The organism is Bacillus sp. AF62 (genome assembly GCF_050312695.1).
GTDB lineage: Bacteria > Bacillota > Bacilli > Bacillales > Bacillaceae_G > Bacillus_A > Bacillus_A cereus.
The window spans coordinates 36,327-55,812 of sequence record NZ_JBNPJZ010000084.1; the positions used below are offsets into that span (position 1 = coordinate 36,327).

Genomic DNA, 19,486 nt, shown 5'->3' on the forward strand with positions numbered 1-19,486 from the left:
ATTCTTCATCGAGATTTCACACAAAAAGAGGAAGGGTTCCCCCTTCCTCTTTTCATATTTCAAAACTTATATCATCTTCGCTTCGTATTTGTGCTTTTTTACAAGCCAAGCTCCTCCGATAACACCTGCATCATTACCAAGTGTTGCAATAGCTAACTTCGTGCTCTTTACAGCACGTGAGAAAGCGTATTGCTCGAAATAGCGTTGAATTGGTTCTAATAGCGCATCTCCAGCTTTAGACACGCCTCCACCAATAACAATTTTCTCTGGGTTCAACGTACTAGATAGGTTCGCTACAGCTAACCCTAAATAAGAAGCTACTTTTTCTACTACTTCGCCTGCTAATTCATCACCTTGTCCAAGTGCTTCAAAGACATCTTTTGATGTAATACGTCCTTCTTCAGCTAACATAGAACGCAACATGCTTTCTTTATTAGTCTCTTGTATTTTTTGCATAGCAACACGTACAATACCTGTCGCAGATGCTACTGTTTCTAAGCAACCAGACTTCCCGCAATTACATGGGAAAGCATTTTCTGTAACTACTGTAATATGTCCAATCTCACCAGCAGCACCACTCACGCCGTGTACAATCTCACCATTGGCGATTACACCACCACCAACGCCCGTACCAAGTGTCATGCAGATTAAATCTTTTGCACCTTCACCAGCACCTTTCCACATTTCACCAAGCGCTGCTAAGTTTGCATCATTATCAATAACAACAGGTAATCCTGTTTCTACTTCTAATAAATCTTTTAGCGGATAGTTTTTCCACCCTAAATTAACCGCTTCATAAATCATTCCAGATGCCACATGTACAGGGCCAGGAGCTCCCATACCAATACCAATTAACTTGCTCTTCAATTCGCCTAATTCTTCTAGCTTTTTATCAATTGCTTTCGCAACATCAAGTGTAATATGTTTTCCTTGCTCACCTGTATTTGTAGGGATTTCCCACTTATGTAAAATTTCGCCGTATACATTAATAAATGCTAATTTAATCGTTGTACCACCAAGGTCAACACCAACTAACCATTTCTCTTCCATGTTGCTTACCTACCTTTATCTAATTCTTATTTAGCTCTTTTTGAATTTCTTGCTTCAATAAAAATAAAGCTGTTTGATAGTCTTGTGGATCGATTAGCTGTGATTGATTTAATTCACGCAATTCATCTTGCATTAATTGTAAATCTGCAATTCGATCTCCCGTATAAATAATCGTACCAAATTTCTTTAGCAATTGCTGAATATCATAAATAGATACCATTTCATCACCCTCTATGCTCACTTACTATAAAAATTATAATAAGAAAACGTTCACATATTTTATTATAATCAAGAAGAAAAAGTCTCGTCAATTTTTATTTGTCTATACAAGCTCATTTATAAGCATTGTTCCTTTTTCTGTAATAATTTTTTCTATATTTTTATCAAATGACTCTACCGGAATGTGTTTTACCATTTGAAAATCATATGCTAATGATAGCGTTTTCCCTTTATAATGCACGAGATAACGATCATAATAGCCCCCGCCGTATCCAATCCGTTCTCCTCGCTCTGTATAAGCTACGCCTGGCACAATTTGAAGATCAATGTCATCCGCACTCACTTCTTCCGTAAGTCCAGGAATCGGTTCACGTAAATTCATGTACACCGTTTCTAATTGATCAAAACCACTAATTTTCCGGAAGGACATCGTTCTTGTTCCTTTATTACACTTAGGAACTACAACTTTCTTTCCTTCTTCCCAAGCTTTTTCGATAATAGGATATGTATTCACTTCATTTTCCATTGAGAGAGTAATTCCAATTGTTTTAGCTTCAACCCACTCTTTTTCCGCATACAACGAAAATGCAATCTGTTCTGATAAAGTTGTATATTGTTCTTCTGATAAAGAATTCATGTGTTCTATTATTTGTTTACGCAAACGCACTTTCTCTTCTTTCACACATTCTCCTCCTTACAGTGACACTTTACTCTATGATGATAGTGTATCACTTTTAACATAGGAATCGAATAAAAAAAGAAACAGTAGGAAAATATTCCTACTGCTTACTTTGTTTCACGGTGTAACGTAGACTTCTTGTCACGCTTGCAATACTTTTTAAGCTCGATACGCTCAGCGTTGTTACGTTTATTTTTCTTTGAGATATAGTTACGATCTCCGCATTCTGTACATGCTAGAGTAATATTCACACGCATTCTTATTTCCCTCCAGTACTAATAACTTAAATCAGACTATACTATAATACCACTTTTAAAATAAAAATTCTACACCTTTTGATATTGTCTAATTTTTTCTATAAGATTTTTCATGTTTTCCCTTGCTATTACTGGGTTTCTAGCATGTGAATACACTAAAAATTTTGGTTGTTTTGTGTCAGAAACGATATAAGACCACTCTTTTTCAGTATATTTGAACTGTACTCCTTCAAATATACCTTCTCCCTTCCTTTCAATATCATCCAATAATTTCCTCATAATTTTCCCTTTTTCATTCCATGAACATACCACTTCATCATAAAGTAAATAGAGCGGAGGTGATTGCTCTACTATGCTCAGAAACGTTTTTCCTTGCAATGCTATTAGCTCAAATAATTTTCCAATTCGATATAAAATATCTCGCTTCCACCTTACTTGAAACGACTTCCTTTCATCCTGCGTATAAAACAGAAGATAACATTCTCCTAATTTCAAAGACATTGGGTAAATATTTCCTGTAGATTCGAGTAAGAAATCTGGAATATCTACCTCTTCCAAATCTGTACCCTGGTAAATATTACTATGTTTATCGTATAACTCGAAATGATTTCCTTGCTCAGAAAACATAAGAGCCATATTCGCTTTACTTGATTTCATCAAAGCTTTCACATGATCTTTTTGTTCGCTTGCATAAATCCATGTAACTGTACAACCAAGTCTTTGTAGAAAGAGCATAAGTAAATGTTGCAACGTATCATTTCTCTTATTAATAAGAAGATGAAACTTCTGCATCTGTATTTTCTCGATATCAATATGCCCCAATATAACTTCTATATACTCATTCATAGAAACATGAACCAGCTTATTTCGCCCCATCTCTTTCTCATGCACGTAATAAAACAATTCGGACATATATACTTGTTCTATCTCTTTTTGCTGCTTATACGTTAACGGCATGCCAGCTTGACCATACAACTTTATAACAATCTCATTCTCATTCTCCACTTGAATGAAAACCCCACCTGCACATTGCAAATGATGAACACTATATTGAAAAAGTGACTCGTTCATTTCTTTGCATTCCATCGTATGAATCCCTATACCATGAATAGCATGTAAAAATAAATTTTTATAAGAGGTTGTTTCTATATTTTCTTGACTTCCAATTAATATACTTTCTCCTTTTGTAAAAAGAGAGCCATACGCCATCGCAATCTTCACGATAAACTGGGGAGTAATTTCAACATTCCCTCTTCCTACAATGCGGCTTTTTTGTAACCACCCTGCACTCATTTCACTCTCTTGAATACCAGCCGCTCCTACTATCGAATGACTATCAATCGCCTTATAAGGCCATAGTTTTCCTTTTTGCTTAATTATCGTACTTCTCCCGATATGACAGTGATCCGCTACAATGCTTTTTTGAAACAGTGTAACGTCATCTTCAACTATTGTACGCTCTCCTATTGTCGTTTCTAATAGTTCACAATACTTTCCAATATGGGCATTTGCAAAAACAATACTTTTTTGAAGATGAGAATAATTTGAAACGATACTATTTTTTCCAATAATAGAATATGGCTCAATTACAGCTCCTGTACCAATCTTTGCTCCTTCTCCAATGAAAGAGGGGCCATGAATTTTTGTCCCTTTCCCAATCGTCACCCCTTCTCCCATCCATACCATCGGTAATACTTCCGTATAAGGAATAGGTACTTGTAACTTTTTCGTTAACAAATCAAATTGTGCTTGTCGATATTGATTAAATGTGCCGATATCTAACCAATAACCTTCTGACAAATATGCGAATAACACATTTTTGTTTGCCAATAACGGAAACACATCATGACTGAAATCAAAAAATTGTCTAGGCGGTATGTAAGAAAAGATTTCTGGCTCCATAATATATATGCCTGTATTCACAACATTAGATACTACCTCATTCCAGCCCGGCTTTTCTATATATCGTGTAACCTCCTGGTCTTTATTCATTACAACCAATCCAAATGAGAGTGGATTTTCTACTTCTTTCACAAACATTGTTACCATTCTTCTCTTTTGTTCATGAAACCTAATTCCTTCTGATAATTGAAAGTCAGTTAATGCATCCCCACTTATTACAACAAATGTTTCATCTAAAAATTGTTCTGCTTGTTTAATACTCCCTGCTGTACCAAGCGGAGGAGAGTCTTCAAAATAATACAAGTTAACTCCCCATTTACTACCATCACCAAAATATCGCTTAATCGTCGTACTCATATATTGAACAGTAATTGCAATTTCACGAATACCATGCTGGCGTAATAACTCAATATTGTATTCTAAAACTGGTTTTTCTAATAATGGTAACATCGGCTTTGGAGTATTACATGTTAATGGTCTAAGGCGTCTTCCTTTTCCTCCAGCTAAAATAACCCCCTTCATATACTTCAGCCTCCACTTATATAATGTTCAGTAGCTCCATATACCATATGTATATTCTCTATCCCACATGAACTAGCAGCATAAACTTGATTAGTTAAACGAATCCTCATTTAAAAGACCCTATAATTAAATTTCCCACCTATAAAAACGTACGTTTAAAACGACAAGAAAGCGCTTACTATTAATTGATAAATAATACTTATTAACGAACAACATATATACTAATTTTCCCATTACATTATGATACATCTTATCATCATAAACTAAAGGAAACAACGAGCTTTTTTTGTCATGTTTTGACTAAAAAAAGCAGGTGATTTCTCATCACCTACTTTCATTCCTACTCATTCAATAAATAATGCTTTCCTTTTACTAAATAAAATACATTTTCAGCAATATTTGTAATATGGTCTGCTACACGCTCAATATATCTCGCCACAAATGATAATTGTGTAATTTGCGTAATTGCTTCTGGTTGTTGCGGAACTGAAGATATAAACTCACGAATTGCTTTTCCATATATTTCATCAACGGAATCATCCATTTCAGCAATTTGTTTCGCGAAAGTTAAATTTTCTTGTTCATATGCTTCTAACGCTAAATGCAACATCTTATTTGCAACCGCAAACATTTCATCCAGGTTGTGCAAACTAACAGCCACTTCTTTTTCCCCAAGACGAATTGTAGCCTTTGCAATATTAACAGCATGATCTGCAATACGCTCTAAATCTGTCGCTGTTTTAATTGAAATAAAGATTCTTCTTAAGTCACTTGCTACAGGTTGCTGCTTCGTAATGAGCATAAGCGCAAGATCGTTTATTTCCTCTTCTAAATTATCCATACGGTAATCACCATCAATGACCTCTAACGCTTTCTCTACATCCCTTGTATGCAGACCTTCCATAGCAATCAATAAAGCCGCATTCGCTAATTCGCCAAGCTCAATCACCTTTTGCTGTAACACTTTTAAATCACCTTGAAACTGTTCTCTTACCATTTTTTCTTCCCCCTCAATATTATGTGCCATTATATACAAAGTGAAACTTTAATCACCCCTCATCAATCGGGCTTTTACAGGCCACCCGCCCACCTAACTTCTTTGCTTTTGCTGAATTTTGAGGTGGGGTCTTACTGCCCGCAAATAGCGGGATAAATCTCCTACATAACCTCTTACGCTTGTAATAAACCTTAAGATAAAGAGAAGGTATTACTTCCCTATTAAAGTGAGATAAAAATAAGAAATGCCCTCTGTTAAGAGGGCATTTTCTCTTAGCTTTGCAACGATATCAACCAAAGCGACCTGTAATATAATCTTCTGTACGCTTATCTGAAGGCGTCGTAAATAATTTGTTTGTATCTGTATACTCCACAACTTCCCCGCTTAAGAAGTAAGCGGTTTTGTCTGAAATACGCGCTGCTTGTTGCATATTATGCGTTACGATAACAATACTAAAGTCTTTTTTTAACTCTTGAATTAATTCTTCTACTTTTAATGTTGAAATTGGATCTAGTGCCGATGTTGGCTCATCCATTAAAATAACGTCTGGCTCAATAGCTAAGCAACGTGCGATACATAGACGCTGTTGCTGTCCACCAGATAAACCGTATGCATTATCGTGCAAACGATCTTTTAACTCATCCCAAATCGCTGCTCCGCGTAAACTTTTCTCAACAATTTCATCTAATGTCTTTTTGTCACGAATACCATGGATTTTTGGACCGTATGCTACATTCTCATAAATAGATTTTGGAAATGGATTTGGCTTTTGGAACACCATTCCTACGTGCGTTCTTAATTCTTCAACTGGATATGATTTATCAAATATATTGCGTTCTCTATATTCAATTACACCTGTAGTTCGAACGATCGGTACTAACTCTACCATGCGATTGAACGTTTTTAAGTACGTTGATTTACCACAGCCACTTGGACCGATAATTGCTGTAACTTCATTCTCATGAATACTTAAATTAATATCTTTTAAAGCATGGTCTTCCCCATACCATAAATTTAAGTTTTTCGTATCAAATACTACTTTCTTTGGCGCAGTCTCGATTTTCTCTTCGTTTTTCACCTGTACATTTACTACTGTTGCTACCATTTGAATTCCCCTTTCATCCACTTCCAACTTATTTTCGATTTCGTAACCATAAAACAAATATATTGATAAATAGCAACAAACCTAACAAAACAATCATCCCAGCTGCTGCTACATACTGAAATTCTTCTTGTGGCCTACTCATCCAATTAAAAATTTGAATTGGTAAAACTGTAAATCTATCAAACATACTAAATGGAACATAATTTGCAAACGCAAGTGCCCCAATAACTAATAGTGGTGCTGCTTCTCCAATTGCTCTTGATATCGCTAACGTACAGCCCGTTATAATCCCCGGGAAAGCATATGGCAATACAATTTGATACATCGTTTGCCACTTCGTAGCACCTAATCCGTAAGAACCCTCTAATAATGCACTTGGTACTGATCGGATTGCTTCTTGACTCGCCACAACAACTGTTGGTAAGACGAGTAAACTCATCGTCAGTGCTGCTGCAACTATACTCTCTCCTAAATGAAGAGCATATACAAAAATAGTTAAACCAAGCAATCCAAATACAACGGATGGTACTCCTGCTAACGTTTGATTATTAATCTCTACTATTTTTTTAAATAGAGATTCCTTCGCATATTGCTCTAAATAAAGAGCTTTTCCAACTCCAAATATAAAAGAAACAGGTATAACAATACTCATAAATAATATTGTCCCTGACAAAGCTGCAGCAATACCAGCTTCTTTCGGATTACGCGAAGCGAAATTTGTAAAGAAATCTATTGAAAGATAGCTTATACCTTTTTCAACAATTTGAAACAGTAACACAAACAAAATTACGATTGAAAATAAAATTGCTATATAAAATAACAATTTGTAAATTCGATCTTTTAAAAAGCGTGATGCCATATTTTTTTGTATTTTTTTATGATTCAACATCCGCATATTATGTCATCCTCCTAAAACGGCGCATAATTGACTGCGAAATGATGTTCATAATAAAAGTAAACAAAAATAATGTTGCACCTACAGCATACATGCTGTAATACGTAATCGTTCCATGCGGAGCATCACCTAAACTTACTTGCACAATATAGGCTGTTAACGTTTGAATAGAATGTGTCGGATCAAGCGATACATTTGGTGTGGATCCTGCCGCAATTACAACAATCATCGTTTCACCAATTGCACGCGAAGCCGCTAATATAATTGCTGCCATAATCCCTGTAAAAGCGGACGGAAACACCACTTGTTTTACCATTTCAAACCGCGTCGCTCCGAGTGCTAATGAAGCTTCTTTCGTCCCTTTCGCCACAGCTCTCATCGCGTCTTCAGATAGAGATGCAACTGTAGGCATCATCATAAATCCGATAACGATTCCTGGGCTAATCGCATTAAAAAACTGTAAATCTGGTATAATCCTTTGTAAAAGCGGCGTAACAATTGTTAATGCAAAAAAACCATATACAATTGTCGGGATACCTGCTAATAGCTCTAACATCGGCTTTAATATTTTCCGTGCACTATTTGAAGCATATTCGCTTAAAAATACGGCACACGCTAAACCAATAGGAATTGCTACAAACATAGCAATTGCTGTTACAAGGAACGTTCCACATATAAGTGGTAATATACCGAATTTAGGATTTTCAAAAAACGGTAACCATTCTTTCTCCGTCAAAAAGGAGTACAATGATATTTTTTGAAAAAACATGATTGTTTCATTAGAGAGCGTAAAAACAATTCCAAGTGTCGTAACAATAGAAACGCTAGCAATTATTTTTAGTAACAAAGGCATTATTCGATTGATTCGCTGCGTTTTTTTTCTTTGTTTTGTATTTCTTTCAATCAAATGTTGTACAGAAAATGTAATTTGACTTTTGTCATTATGAGCCAAAGATGAAAACCCCTTTCCACCCTGACATTACCTTATTATTTCTGTTAACATACGCAGCTGTTCATTGTATTTTTCTTTTCGTAATTTTACATACCCGACCTCTTCAGCGAGGTTACCAACATGCTGAATCATAAACTCAACATAGTTTGCTACATTCATTTTATTTCGGATAGATGCATTATTCACATAAGTAAGTAGCGGCCTAGATAACGGCTTATACTTCCCTGACTGAATGGTCTCTTTCGTCGGAAATACACCATTCACTTTTATTGCTTTCACCTTATCTCGATTAGCCATATAATAAGCATATCCTACAAAAGCAATGGCATGTTTATCATTCATTACCCCTTGCATAATAACTTGATCATCTTCAGACAAAGAGACTTTTTTTACAATGCGATGATTTTGTAAGATGACATTTTGAAAATAATCATAAGTACCAGAGTCTACGCCTGGTGCATAAAACTTCACTTGTTCACGTGGCCATGTTGAATGAATTTGTGACCATCGCTTCTCTCTTCCATCTTCACTCCACAGTAAACGTAACTCGTCTACTGACATATCGTCTACCCATGTATTGTGCCGATTCACAACAATTGTAAGACCATCGTTAGCGACCTCAAAAGGTGTGAACTGAATAGAGTTTTTCTTCATCTCATTTTTCTCGACTTGTTTCATTACTCTCGAAGCATTATTTATATCTACTTCTCCTTTACTGAAACGATTAAATCCTCCTCCAGTTCCAGAAACACTGATGGAAATTTTCACGTCTGGATGCACCTTTGTATATTCCTCCGCTACTGCTTCTATAATAGGAAAAACCGTTGAGGATCCATCAACTCTCACTTCTCCCATATCATTTAAAGCAAATGCAGTAGACATTTCAAAACAGAGGAACCATATCGATAGTACGAAAATTATAATCGGTGTACGCATCCATTTCACGTGTTCTTCCTCCTAGAAGTAACCGGAAATAACAGGATTACAGATATAAGAATACTGCTAAACTATTAATTCGGTTTTAATTGTTTGTAAAAGTTTTGTAAAGTTCCACAAAAATCAACATACGATAAAGTGAAACTTTAATCAGCCCTCACCAATCGGACTTTTACGGACAGCCCGACCCCCACCTAACTTCTTTGCTTTCGCTGAATTTTGAGATGGGAGTCTTACTGCCCGTTAATAGCGGGATACAATTTTAATTCAGTAGTAGCTATTCATTTCCTCTGATGATTCCCCTATAAAATATTTATCCCCTATCCCACCATATACAAGTATCATTTATACGGCCGCGTTTTTTCAATGTTGTATACTTGTCCACATTTATTACACGATATGCATAAACCATAAAAAAAAGCACACTATCTTTTCAGATAGTGTGCTTTTTTACAACTTTTTTATTCATCATCTTGCTCTTTATTTTTATTGTCTTTATCATCTTTTGGAGCTTCACCATTTACTTCTTTGTTTTTCAAATCAAAGTAAGCGTCCATAATTTCACGACCAATATATCCATTAATACCAGTCTTATCATCATGTACCCACGGAACGACAACAGAGAATGCTACTTCTGGATCTTCAAGTGGCGCATAACCTACTAATGTTAAGTTATATGTTTCCACACGTTCACCGTTTGCCTTTCTACCAATCTCTTTATCTCCGCCATACACAGTTTGCGCGGTACCTGTCTTCCCTGCCGCTTTATATTTTGCACCTGTAAAGTATTTTGTAGCTGTACCACCTGAATCATTATACACTTGTCTAAATCCTTCTTGAACACGTTTAATTTGCGATTCTGGCATATCAACACGATTTAATACTTTCGGTTCCATAGATTGAACAACTTTCCCAACTTCATCCGGTTTCACTGCCGGTTGACGAATTTCTTTTACAACTTGTGGTTGCATACGATATCCGCCATTGGCAATCGTCGAAATATATTGCGCTAATTGAAGCGGTGTATACGTATCATACTGTCCAATTGATAAATCTAGTAAGAAACCTGGTTGACTACTTCTACCCATCTGACCAGCAGATTCATTCGGTAAATCAATTCCTGTTTTTACACCAAGTCCAAACTGTCCGAAATAATAACGCATCGTATCAAATGCTTTTTGAGGTATATCTAACGTACCACCTCTCACATACTGAACACCGGCGATATTCATCGCTGTTTTAAACATATAAACGTTAGAAGACATTTTTAAAGCTGTAAGATCATTAATGTATCCCATCGTTTTCCAAGACGACTTCGTAGGTGTACCTTTTAATTTAATTGGTTCATCCAATTGCACCGATCCTGGTTGAATCGCACCAGTTTGATATCCAGTAAGTACTGTTGCACCTTTTACAGTTGATCCCATCGGATAAGAACTTGTCATGGTACCTAATGCAAAGTCATTTACTTTCGTTTGACCATCTTCGTTAACTAATTGTTTCCCAGCCATAGATAAAACTTCACCATTTTTTGGGTTCATCATTACAACGAATGCGCGATCTAAAAGAGGTTCGCTTCCTTTAAATCTCATTAAATTCTTCGTAAGAATATCCTCCACGCGCTTTTGTAATTCCATATCAATCGTTAAATTCAGGTCATTACCACTTTGTCCTTTTGATACATTAATGGTTTCTAAAATATTACCGTTTTTATCTGTAACATTTCTAACTTCTGCTTTCGTACCGTGCAGACTATCTTCATACTGTTGTTCAAGATAACTTTTTCCTACTCGGTCATTTCGATTATAATCACGAACAAGATAGTAATCTAGTCTTTCTCTTGGTAAACCTTCGTCAGAAGTTGTTACACCACCAAGTACACTTCGGAACAAATCACCATCATATGCATATTTTCGTTCCCAATCAACACTTGTATCTACTCCCGGCAATTGTGCTAAATTTTCACTAATAATCGCATATTCTTCATCTGTTGCATTTTTCTTAAGAACTTGAGGTGTCATTGCATATCCGCCATCCATCTTACTCTTAATCGCTAGTATTTCTAGATCTTTTGCGGATAATTGATTAATCTCTTCTTCTGTTACACGACTGCGCTGACGCTCGTCTAATTCTTTATCATCAATTTTTTTATCTTTAAACTCTTGACGATCTTTATTCGTAATTTTTTCTTTAGCTTCCTCTTTATGCATAGCAAGCCAATAATCTTTTTTATCGCGATCTGTTAATTTATCTGTCGGTACTTCAATCAAATCTGCTAGCTTTTTCGCTGTTTCTAAGCGATCCTCTGCAGTTGATCCTTTCATTTTTGTAAATGTAATAGTACGAATGGCTGCATTATCTACTACAGGTCGCCCATAACGGTCAAATATTTTCCCACGCGGTACAGGATTACTTATCGTTGAGTTTTCTTTCTTCTCCACTTCATTCTTATATTCTTCACCGCGAACAATTTGTACATATCCGAGCCTTACAATAACCGCGGAGAACATTAAAAACACGCAGAAAAACAGCACGTTTAACCGAAAAGGAACGTGGGTCTTTTTCTTATTTTGCTTCTGCTTCTTGCTCATACAAACCCCCTCTACCAACAGCTATGTAATGTGAAAGGGACACCTTCATACAGGTGTCCTCACTGCTGTCTTACATCTTTTTCTATTCTAGCATAAAACAAACGAGAAGTTAACCTTCTGGTTCAGTTTGGTTTTGCGCGTTTCCTTGCGTTACAACACTTGTTTTACTCGCATTTCCCTCATCATATTTGACATTTTTAACTGCAAAATAAATAAGAAAATGTCCAGCACCTAAAATACATAATAAGTAAGGTAAACTTTTTTCAGGTGGAAAGAATAGTACAGCACATAAAAAACTTAAAATGGAACAGATTCTTCCGGCGTTTAACCACAGCTCCCGAACAACGACATATTCCACACGCCATTCTCTCGCATTTTTCGCTCTACCAATTACGTCATATGTCATTGATCCGTACGGAACAAGTAAAATAGGATATGCAATCGCAATACATGCCGCATAAATAAGTAATTTCGTGTATGTAACATTGAAAATAACTAAAAAGACGACAGCATATAAAATAATGCCTCCAAGTAAAATTGCTTTTTTTCGCCACTCCTTCTTTAACATACGAGCAACTAAGTAATAACATACAAAGGATACAGCAGAGTTCACTAAACTATATTTCCCTAATGCGAACTCACTATTAGTTGCTAAATAAACATATACTGAAATGACAAAAATAAACGTTCCTTCTCTCAATCCTTGGAAAAAATGAGCTCGTGTAATCTTTCCCCAGTTTTTATCAATCCGTCGTTCTTTCAATACTTGCACGATTTCATAACGCCCTTCACATTCTCTTTTAGATAAAAAGAAGCTTAAGACGACAGCAATTGCAAATAGAACTAATGAAAGAAAGAATATAACAGTATAACCACTCCATTTCTCCATACGTGAAATTGTGTATCCTGCTGCTATTGGTCCGATCATCCCAGAGAAGGATGTAAGAAGTCCAAGAAACCCATTAAAGAAATCTCTTGTTTCTGGTTCTGTAATTTCAAATGTCAATAAGTTAAAAGCCAACCAGTAAAAACCGTATCCTACTCCTAAAAGAGCCCCCATTAATAAAATATACTGAGAAGCACTTTTCCCCGCTACTAAGACAACAATAAAAAAAATTGCGAGCGTTCCTACTCCTATTCGTAATAAAATCGAGCGATCGATACGTTTCGCTAATTTTCCCCCTACAAGAAATGTGAGAGGCTGTAATATAACGCTGGCCAAATTATACAAGCCAAGATTCACATAATTTTGTGTTTGTTTCCATAAATAAATATTTACAAACGTATTCGATAAAGAAATTGCGAGCGTGTATAAACCTCCTATAAGGAGCAATAACACTAAATCCCGATTCACTTCAACGTCACCAATTATATGTTTCCACTTCATACACAACTCTCCTTTACTTCATGTTCTAGTCTTCCAAAGACAAGCCCAATTATGTAAAAGGAAAGCATAGAAAAAAAGCTAGGGGTTCTCCCCTAGCTTTTTTCTATATTTATTACAATTATTTTGCTTCTTGGTAACGTTTTTCAGCAGCGTTCCAATCTACAACGTTCCAGAATGCACCGATGTAGTCTGGACGACGGTTTTGGTAGTTTAAGTAGTAAGCATGCTCCCAAACATCTAAACCGATAACTGGCGTTTTACCTTCAGTTAAAGGAGAATCTTGGTTTGGAGTGCTTGTTACTTCTAGCTCACCATTGTTTACTACTAACCAAGCCCAACCAGAACCGAAGCGAGTTGCGCCAGCTTTTGCGAATTCTTCTTTGAATGCATCGAAGCTACCGAATTTTGCTTCAATTGCAGTTGCAAGTTCACCTACAGGTTGTCCTCCGCCGTTTGGAGATAGGATTGTCCAGAAGAATGTATGGTTAGAATGTCCGCCACCATTGTTACGTACTGCTGTACGGATTGCTTCTGGTACTTCGTTTAAGTTTGCAACTAATTCTTCTACGCTTTTGTCAGCTAATTCTGCATGACCTTCTAAAGCAGCGTTTAAGTTTGTAATGTACGTGTTGTGATGTTTTGTATGATGGATGTTCATTGTTTCTTTGTCAAAGTGAGGCTCTAAAGCATCATACGCATAAGGTAAATTTGGTAATTCGTGTTTTGCCATTGTTATATTCCTCCCAGTTTATGTATTGCCACTTAAGTGACATACAACTTCATTCTACCCTAATTGCCATAGGGTGCAAACAAATAAATCACATTGTCTTGCTATCATTAAAGTAGCAAAATTCCCACTTCTTTTCAATTAAAATGCTCATATATTCCGTAAAAAAAGCTTCCTTCTACAAGGAAGCTTCCTGCTAACATAATAAACATGCGAAATGGATATGGACCCTGTAGGACTCGAACCTACGACCGGACGGTTATGAGCCGTCTGCTCTAACCAGCTGAGCTAAGGGTCCACAATTATGTATGTAACAACATATCAAATAAAGGAATTCCTATCGGATATGCCCTTTAAGAAATGTAAGATAAATTTACCATATAGAAAAGAAAAGTGTCAATTGTATTTTTCTTATTTAAAAGAAGAAAGTTAATAAAAAGAAATTTAGTTATCTCCACTATATGTAAATATAATATATCTTGAGATTCTCTAGATTCCTACGTTACAATGATTTTATACATACATAAAGGAAGTGAATCTATGTCCATATTTACCCAATTCGTAAAAAGCATATACTCGCCTAAAGATATGGCGCTATTCCGTTTTCAAAAAATCGGTAAAACCATTTTGTATATTATGCTACTTTGCTTAATTACTACTATTCCAAGAACTTTTTTGTACGGTAGTTTTATCCAAGATGGTGTAGGCATGGTAAATCAAGTCATCGATAAAGATTTACCTGATTTTAAAATTGAAAATGGCGAACTAAAAGCCGATATTGATCAGCCTATTGAAAAAGAAGAAGGAAATGCACTTTTCGTATTTGATCCAAATTCAACAGACCTAGAAAAATATCAAAATAAAACAGGTTTATTTGTTTTAAAAGATAAAGTAGTCTCTATGGGAAATGGTCAAACACAAACGTATTCTTATAACGATTTGTTAGGTGCATCTCTTGAGAAAAAAGATCTACAAGAATTTATTTCTTTATTCGATAATATTTATCCAATTTTATTATTTGTTATTGGATTCTTAGTGTACCTATTCCAATTATTCATCACTTTTGTAGGCGTGACTTTACTTGCGTTCATCGGTTCTGCTATGAGCGGTCAACGTAAACTATCCTATAAACAAGTTTGGACACTAACTGCATACAGCTACACAATCCCAACCATTTTCTTCATGATTATGGATTTATTCAAAATCGTCGTACCTGGGGCAACATTCATTTATATCGCTGTTGTTTTAATCGTTCTATACTTAACGATTAAAGAGGTACCCCAACCGAAAGAAAAATAAAAAAATGCCTAAATAGGCATTTTTTTTTTGGACAAGCATATATTCCTAGCAAAGGAGTGAAGAATATGAAGAGGTTAGGTATATTCCTATTCGTGCTTGTTCTCGGTTATATATTTTATTACGATATAAAAATCGGTACTTTACCGATGTTAAGTTCATATAAAAAAACAACTGCTGCCCAAACGATTAAAAAAGAAAACACAGACAGCCAACAAAATAAAGAGAATAAAACAGAAAAAGAAACGGATACATCTTATAAAACAATTGAAGTAAAAACTGGCGAGACAGTTCTTTCTATTACAGAACAAATTAACAAGAAAAAAATTCCTTCCATAGAAAAAGTCATTGACGACTTTAAACAATTAAACAAAAGTACATCCGCTACAAAAATACAAATTGGAAAGTCTTATAAATTCCCGTTATATCAATAAGCCATCACTTAATCCTTGTCAATTACATAAAGGCGCTGATACAATAGTAAAAGTGAAACCGAGCACTTCGGTTTCTATAGCCCTATATCACGTATACTATTATTGATATGAGGGACTAAATAAGAAACTTCTTTTATAAGGAGAGCGATCTATTCGTGAATGAAATGACTCATCGTACAAAAACACGTCCAGTTAAAGTCGGTAATTTAACAATCGGCGGTAATAATGAATTAATTATACAAAGTATGACAACAACAAAAACACATGATGTTGAAGCAACAGTTGCTGAAATCAAGCGTTTAGAAGAAGCTGGCTGTCAAGTCGTTCGTGTTGCCGTTCCAGATGAACGCGCAGCAGATGCTATTGCTGATATAAAAAAACAAATCAACATTCCACTTGTTGCTGATATTCATTTTGATTATCGCCTTGCTTTAAAAGCAATTGAAGGTGGCATCGATAAAGTACGTATCAATCCAGGTAATATTGGTCGTCGCCATAAAGTAGAAGCTGTTGTAAATGCAGCAAAAGAGCGCGGTATTCCAATCCGTATTGGTGTAAACGCTGGTTCATTAGAGCGTCACATTTTAGAAAAATACGGGTACCCAACTGCAGATGGTATGGTTGAGAGCGCGCTACATCATATTAAAATTTTAGAGGACTTAGATTTCCACGATATTATCGTATCTATGAAAGCCTCTGATGTTAACTTAGCAATAGAAGCATACGAGAAAGCTGCTCGCGCTTTTGATTACCCATTACATTTAGGTATTACAGAATCTGGAACATTGTTTGCTGGAACTGTAAAAAGTGCCGCTGGTCTTGGAGCAATCTTAAGTAAAGGCATCGGAAATACACTACGTATTTCATTAAGTGCTGATCCAGTTGAAGAAGTAAAAGTTGCTCGTGAATTATTAAAATCATTCGGTCTTGCTTCTAACGCAGCGACACTTATCTCTTGTCCAACTTGTGGTCGTATTGAAATCGATTTAATTAGCATCGCTAACGAAGTGGAAGAATACATCTCTACACTTCAAGTACCAATTAAAGTTGCAGTACTTGGTTGCGCTGTAAATGGTCCTGGTGAAGCTCGTGAAGCTGATATCGGTATTGCTGGTGCACGTGGAGAGGGATTATTATTCCGTAAAGGGCAAGTCGTTCGTAAAGTACCAGAAGAAACAATGGTAGAAGAACTGAAAAAAGAAATCGACGTAATTGCTGCTGAAATGGCTGCTGAACGAGAAAAAGAAAAAGAGACACAAGAACAATAAAAAGAAGGTTGCCACAATATTTGTGAGCAACCTTCTTTTCTACGTAAAAAAGCTCGTCAGTTATATAACCGACGAGCTTTTACTTTGCACATTTTGGACAACGACCATATATTTCAAACTTATGACCCGTTACTTCATAACCAGTAAAATCTTTATTCATAAAATCCATTGGGCAGGAAGTAATCTCTTTCGTCCCCCCACAATCCAAACAAATAAAATGATGATGATGTTCCATAATAGAACAAGTGAAACGAAAATGTTTTTCACCATTTAATTCCGTTTGTTCTAAAACACCAATCTCAGCAAAAACTGTTAAGTTACGATAAATCGTATCAAAACTAAGCCCTGGATAATCGTCTTTCATATGCTCTAAAACGTCTTTCGCAGTTAAATAACGATTATGTGCTGCAAATAATCTGAGCATCTCTTCTCTTTTTCCAGTATGTTTGTATCCTTTTTCCTTCATTAGGCGTAAAGCTTCTGTTAGATTCATACCTATCCCTACTTTATGCAGTTTTTTTCTTCTTCCATAAAATCGCACCGATTAAAATAAGAACTGCTATCATAACAATTGTACCACCTGGTGCTAGATCAAGTTGATACGAAGCAAACATTCCACCAATTACTGCAATTTCACCAAATAAAATGGAAAAGAAAATTGTTTGTTTAAATCCTTTAGCAATACGAATACTTGCTGCAACTGGTAACGTCATTAATGATGATACGAGAAGAACCCCTACTACACGCATTGATACTGCAATGACAAGAGCAACTAATATAATGAAAATAAAGTGAATCCATTTCGCTCTTAAACCAGTTGATACTGCGTATTCCTCATCAAATGATAGTAGAAACAGCTCTTTATATAATAAAATAATTGTCGCAACAACAACAATTGCTACAATCCCAATAATAATTAAATCCGTACTTGTTACAGCACTGACACTACCAAATAAATAACTAAATAAGTCTGTGTTAAATCCATTTGCAAGTGAAATGAAAATAACTCCAACTCCCATCCCTGCCGAAAGGATAATCGGAATTGCTAATTCTTGATAGTGCTTATATACAGTTCTTAACTTTTCGATTAATAGCGCTCCACCAATTGAAAAAAACATCCCCATATATAAGGGGTTTAAAAATCCACCTGTAAAAATGGTTTTTTCAAGTAATAAACTTGCTGCAATACCTGATAACGTCACGTGACTTAATGCATCCGCAATAAGAGATAAACGACGAATAACAACAAACACACCTATTAGCGGTGCAACAAGTCCAATTAAAATACCTGCGTATAAAGAATTACGTAAAAAGTCATATTGTAAAAAATCTTGTATCATTATATCCTCCCGTGATGCTCATGTTCGTGTTCTAAACGATGAACATGATGTCCATATAAGACGGACATTTCTGCATCTTCTAACTCTCGGAACTTCTCTACATTTCCATGGAAATGTAGATGTTGGTTTAGGCATGCAACATGTGTTACTTTTTCGGTAACAGCTCCCATATCATGAGTAACAAGAATTAATGTGATCCCGAGCCTTTTGTTTAAATCCTCTAATATTTCGTAAAAACTTTCCACATTTTTTACATCGATTCCAACAGTAGGCTCGTCTAAAATAAGCAATTCAGGATCACTAACGAGCGCACGAGCAATAAATACACGCTGTTGCTGTCCACCAGAAAGCTCTCCAATATTACGACCTTGAAACTCACTCATCCCTACATCAGCAATTGCTTTTTCTACCTTTTTCTTATCCTCTTTTGTGAAAAAGCGAAAAAGCCCTTTTTTCGAAACAAGTCCCATTGACACAACTTCAGAAACAGTTGCTGGAAAACCAGAATTGAAACTATTTGCTTTTTGGGATACATAACCAACTTTATTCCATTCCTTAAACTTCTTACTATCAACGCCAAACACACGAATGCTTCCTTCTTTTGGCTTTAAAACGCCTAATAAACACTTAAGTAAAGTTGATTTACCTGAACCATTCGGTCCCACTAAACCTAAAAAAGCTCCCTTCGGAACTTGCAAATTAATATTTTCTAACACATTCCGATCTTCGTATCGGAATGTTAAACCTTCAATCTCTAATATATTATTCATAGCATCTCACCTATTTTAATTCAGAATGATTCCGATTTATATCTATTTGAATTATAGTACAGCTTATTATAGTTGTAAACCAATCTGCCTAAAATATATCTATTTTTTCAAGAAACCTTACTATTATAACAAAAAGCAGAGAAAAATTCTCTGCTTTCG

The 19,486-nt window shown here is 35.7% G+C and carries 19 protein-coding genes and 1 tRNA gene; 3 read left to right on the forward strand and 17 right to left on the reverse strand.

Features of this window, described 5'->3' with window-relative positions:
- Positions 1 to 66: 66 nt before the first annotated feature.
- The 14 genes from glcK to ACQRBL_RS21305 form a co-directional block, all read right to left on the reverse strand.
- Positions 67 to 1,050, reverse strand: coding sequence for a glucokinase (gene glcK / locus ACQRBL_RS21240; protein WP_000391701.1), 984 nt, complete (start codon positions 1,048 to 1,050; stop codon positions 67 to 69).
- A 19-nt stretch (positions 1,051 to 1,069) separates the two neighbouring features.
- A complete protein-coding gene (locus ACQRBL_RS21245) occupies positions 1,070 to 1,270 on the reverse strand; it encodes a YqgQ family protein (RefSeq protein WP_000253699.1) in 201 nt (66 codons plus the stop codon).
- Between the two features lie 102 nt (positions 1,271 to 1,372).
- Complete coding sequence (locus tag ACQRBL_RS21250; protein ID WP_023523022.1) at positions 1,373 to 1,951, reverse strand: 5-formyltetrahydrofolate cyclo-ligase; 579 nt, start codon at positions 1,949 to 1,951, stop codon at positions 1,373 to 1,375.
- A gap of 104 nt (positions 1,952 to 2,055) precedes the next feature.
- Positions 2,056 to 2,205, reverse strand: a complete 150-nt coding sequence (rpmG, locus tag ACQRBL_RS21255; protein ID WP_001265616.1) for a 50S ribosomal protein L33 — start codon at positions 2,203 to 2,205, stop codon at positions 2,056 to 2,058.
- A 69-nt stretch (positions 2,206 to 2,274) separates the two neighbouring features.
- The gene (locus ACQRBL_RS21260; RefSeq protein ID WP_000679345.1) at positions 2,275 to 4,629 is read right to left on the reverse strand and encodes a sugar phosphate nucleotidyltransferase; all 2,355 of its coding nucleotides are present in this window, start codon (positions 4,627 to 4,629) and stop codon (positions 2,275 to 2,277) included.
- A 340-nt stretch (positions 4,630 to 4,969) separates the two neighbouring features.
- Complete coding sequence (phoU, locus tag ACQRBL_RS21265) at positions 4,970 to 5,626, reverse strand: phosphate signaling complex protein PhoU (RefSeq protein ID WP_411995630.1); 657 nt, start codon at positions 5,624 to 5,626, stop codon at positions 4,970 to 4,972.
- A gap of 289 nt (positions 5,627 to 5,915) precedes the next feature.
- On the reverse strand, positions 5,916 to 6,731 hold the full coding sequence (gene pstB, locus ACQRBL_RS21270) for a phosphate ABC transporter ATP-binding protein (protein ID WP_411995631.1): 816 nt from the start codon (positions 6,729 to 6,731) through the stop codon (positions 5,916 to 5,918).
- 28 nt (positions 6,732 to 6,759) lie between these two features.
- Complete coding sequence (gene pstA / locus ACQRBL_RS21275) at positions 6,760 to 7,626, reverse strand: phosphate ABC transporter permease PstA (protein WP_411995632.1); 867 nt, start codon at positions 7,624 to 7,626, stop codon at positions 6,760 to 6,762.
- 1 nt (position 7,627) lies between these two features.
- Positions 7,628 to 8,578 (reverse strand): phosphate ABC transporter permease subunit PstC, encoded by a 951-nt coding sequence (pstC, locus tag ACQRBL_RS21280; protein WP_000940904.1) that lies wholly within the window; start codon positions 8,576 to 8,578, stop codon positions 7,628 to 7,630.
- A 27-nt stretch (positions 8,579 to 8,605) separates the two neighbouring features.
- Complete coding sequence (locus ACQRBL_RS21285; RefSeq protein ID WP_153596372.1) at positions 8,606 to 9,514, reverse strand: PstS family phosphate ABC transporter substrate-binding protein; 909 nt, start codon at positions 9,512 to 9,514, stop codon at positions 8,606 to 8,608.
- Positions 9,515 to 9,975: 461 nt separating this feature from the next.
- Positions 9,976 to 12,105, reverse strand: a complete 2,130-nt coding sequence (locus ACQRBL_RS21290; protein ID WP_023523028.1) for a peptidoglycan D,D-transpeptidase FtsI family protein — start codon at positions 12,103 to 12,105, stop codon at positions 9,976 to 9,978.
- A 109-nt stretch (positions 12,106 to 12,214) separates the two neighbouring features.
- A complete protein-coding gene (locus tag ACQRBL_RS21295; RefSeq protein WP_023523062.1) occupies positions 12,215 to 13,492 on the reverse strand; it encodes an MFS transporter in 1,278 nt (425 codons plus the stop codon).
- A gap of 118 nt (positions 13,493 to 13,610) precedes the next feature.
- Positions 13,611 to 14,222, reverse strand: a complete 612-nt coding sequence (gene sodA / locus ACQRBL_RS21300; protein ID WP_411995633.1) for a superoxide dismutase [Mn] — start codon at positions 14,220 to 14,222, stop codon at positions 13,611 to 13,613.
- 221 nt (positions 14,223 to 14,443) lie between these two features.
- Positions 14,444 to 14,517 (reverse strand) — tRNA-Ile (locus tag ACQRBL_RS21305).
- 242 nt (positions 14,518 to 14,759) lie between these two features.
- Between ACQRBL_RS21305 and yqgB the strand changes: the two genes are divergently transcribed.
- From yqgB to ispG, 3 genes are all read left to right on the forward strand, one after another.
- Positions 14,760 to 15,518, forward strand: coding sequence for a protein YqgB (gene yqgB, locus ACQRBL_RS21310; RefSeq protein ID WP_000021895.1), 759 nt, complete (start codon positions 14,760 to 14,762; stop codon positions 15,516 to 15,518).
- A 65-nt stretch (positions 15,519 to 15,583) separates the two neighbouring features.
- Complete coding sequence (yqfZ, locus tag ACQRBL_RS21315) at positions 15,584 to 15,949, forward strand: protein YqfZ (RefSeq protein WP_000825415.1); 366 nt, start codon at positions 15,584 to 15,586, stop codon at positions 15,947 to 15,949.
- A 164-nt stretch (positions 15,950 to 16,113) separates the two neighbouring features.
- On the forward strand, positions 16,114 to 17,217 hold the full coding sequence (gene ispG, locus ACQRBL_RS21320) for a flavodoxin-dependent (E)-4-hydroxy-3-methylbut-2-enyl-diphosphate synthase (RefSeq protein WP_153578351.1): 1,104 nt from the start codon (positions 16,114 to 16,116) through the stop codon (positions 17,215 to 17,217).
- A 79-nt stretch (positions 17,218 to 17,296) separates the two neighbouring features.
- On the opposite strand, the gene ACQRBL_RS21325 is transcribed toward ispG, so the two are convergent.
- From ACQRBL_RS21325 to ACQRBL_RS21335, 3 genes are read right to left on the reverse strand one after another with little or no spacing between them, the layout of a single operon-like run.
- Positions 17,297 to 17,710: a Fur family transcriptional regulator gene (locus ACQRBL_RS21325; protein ID WP_001054516.1), complete on the reverse strand. Its 414-nt coding sequence runs from the start codon at positions 17,708 to 17,710 to the stop codon at positions 17,297 to 17,299.
- A 13-nt stretch (positions 17,711 to 17,723) separates the two neighbouring features.
- The gene (locus ACQRBL_RS21330; RefSeq protein ID WP_023523063.1) at positions 17,724 to 18,557 is read right to left on the reverse strand and encodes a metal ABC transporter permease; all 834 of its coding nucleotides are present in this window, start codon (positions 18,555 to 18,557) and stop codon (positions 17,724 to 17,726) included.
- Positions 18,557 to 19,327, reverse strand: a complete 771-nt coding sequence (locus tag ACQRBL_RS21335) for a metal ABC transporter ATP-binding protein (protein ID WP_001059662.1) — start codon at positions 19,325 to 19,327, stop codon at positions 18,557 to 18,559. The genes ACQRBL_RS21330 and ACQRBL_RS21335 overlap by 1 nt, the downstream gene beginning before the upstream one ends.
- Between the last annotated feature and the right edge of the window lie 159 nt (positions 19,328 to 19,486).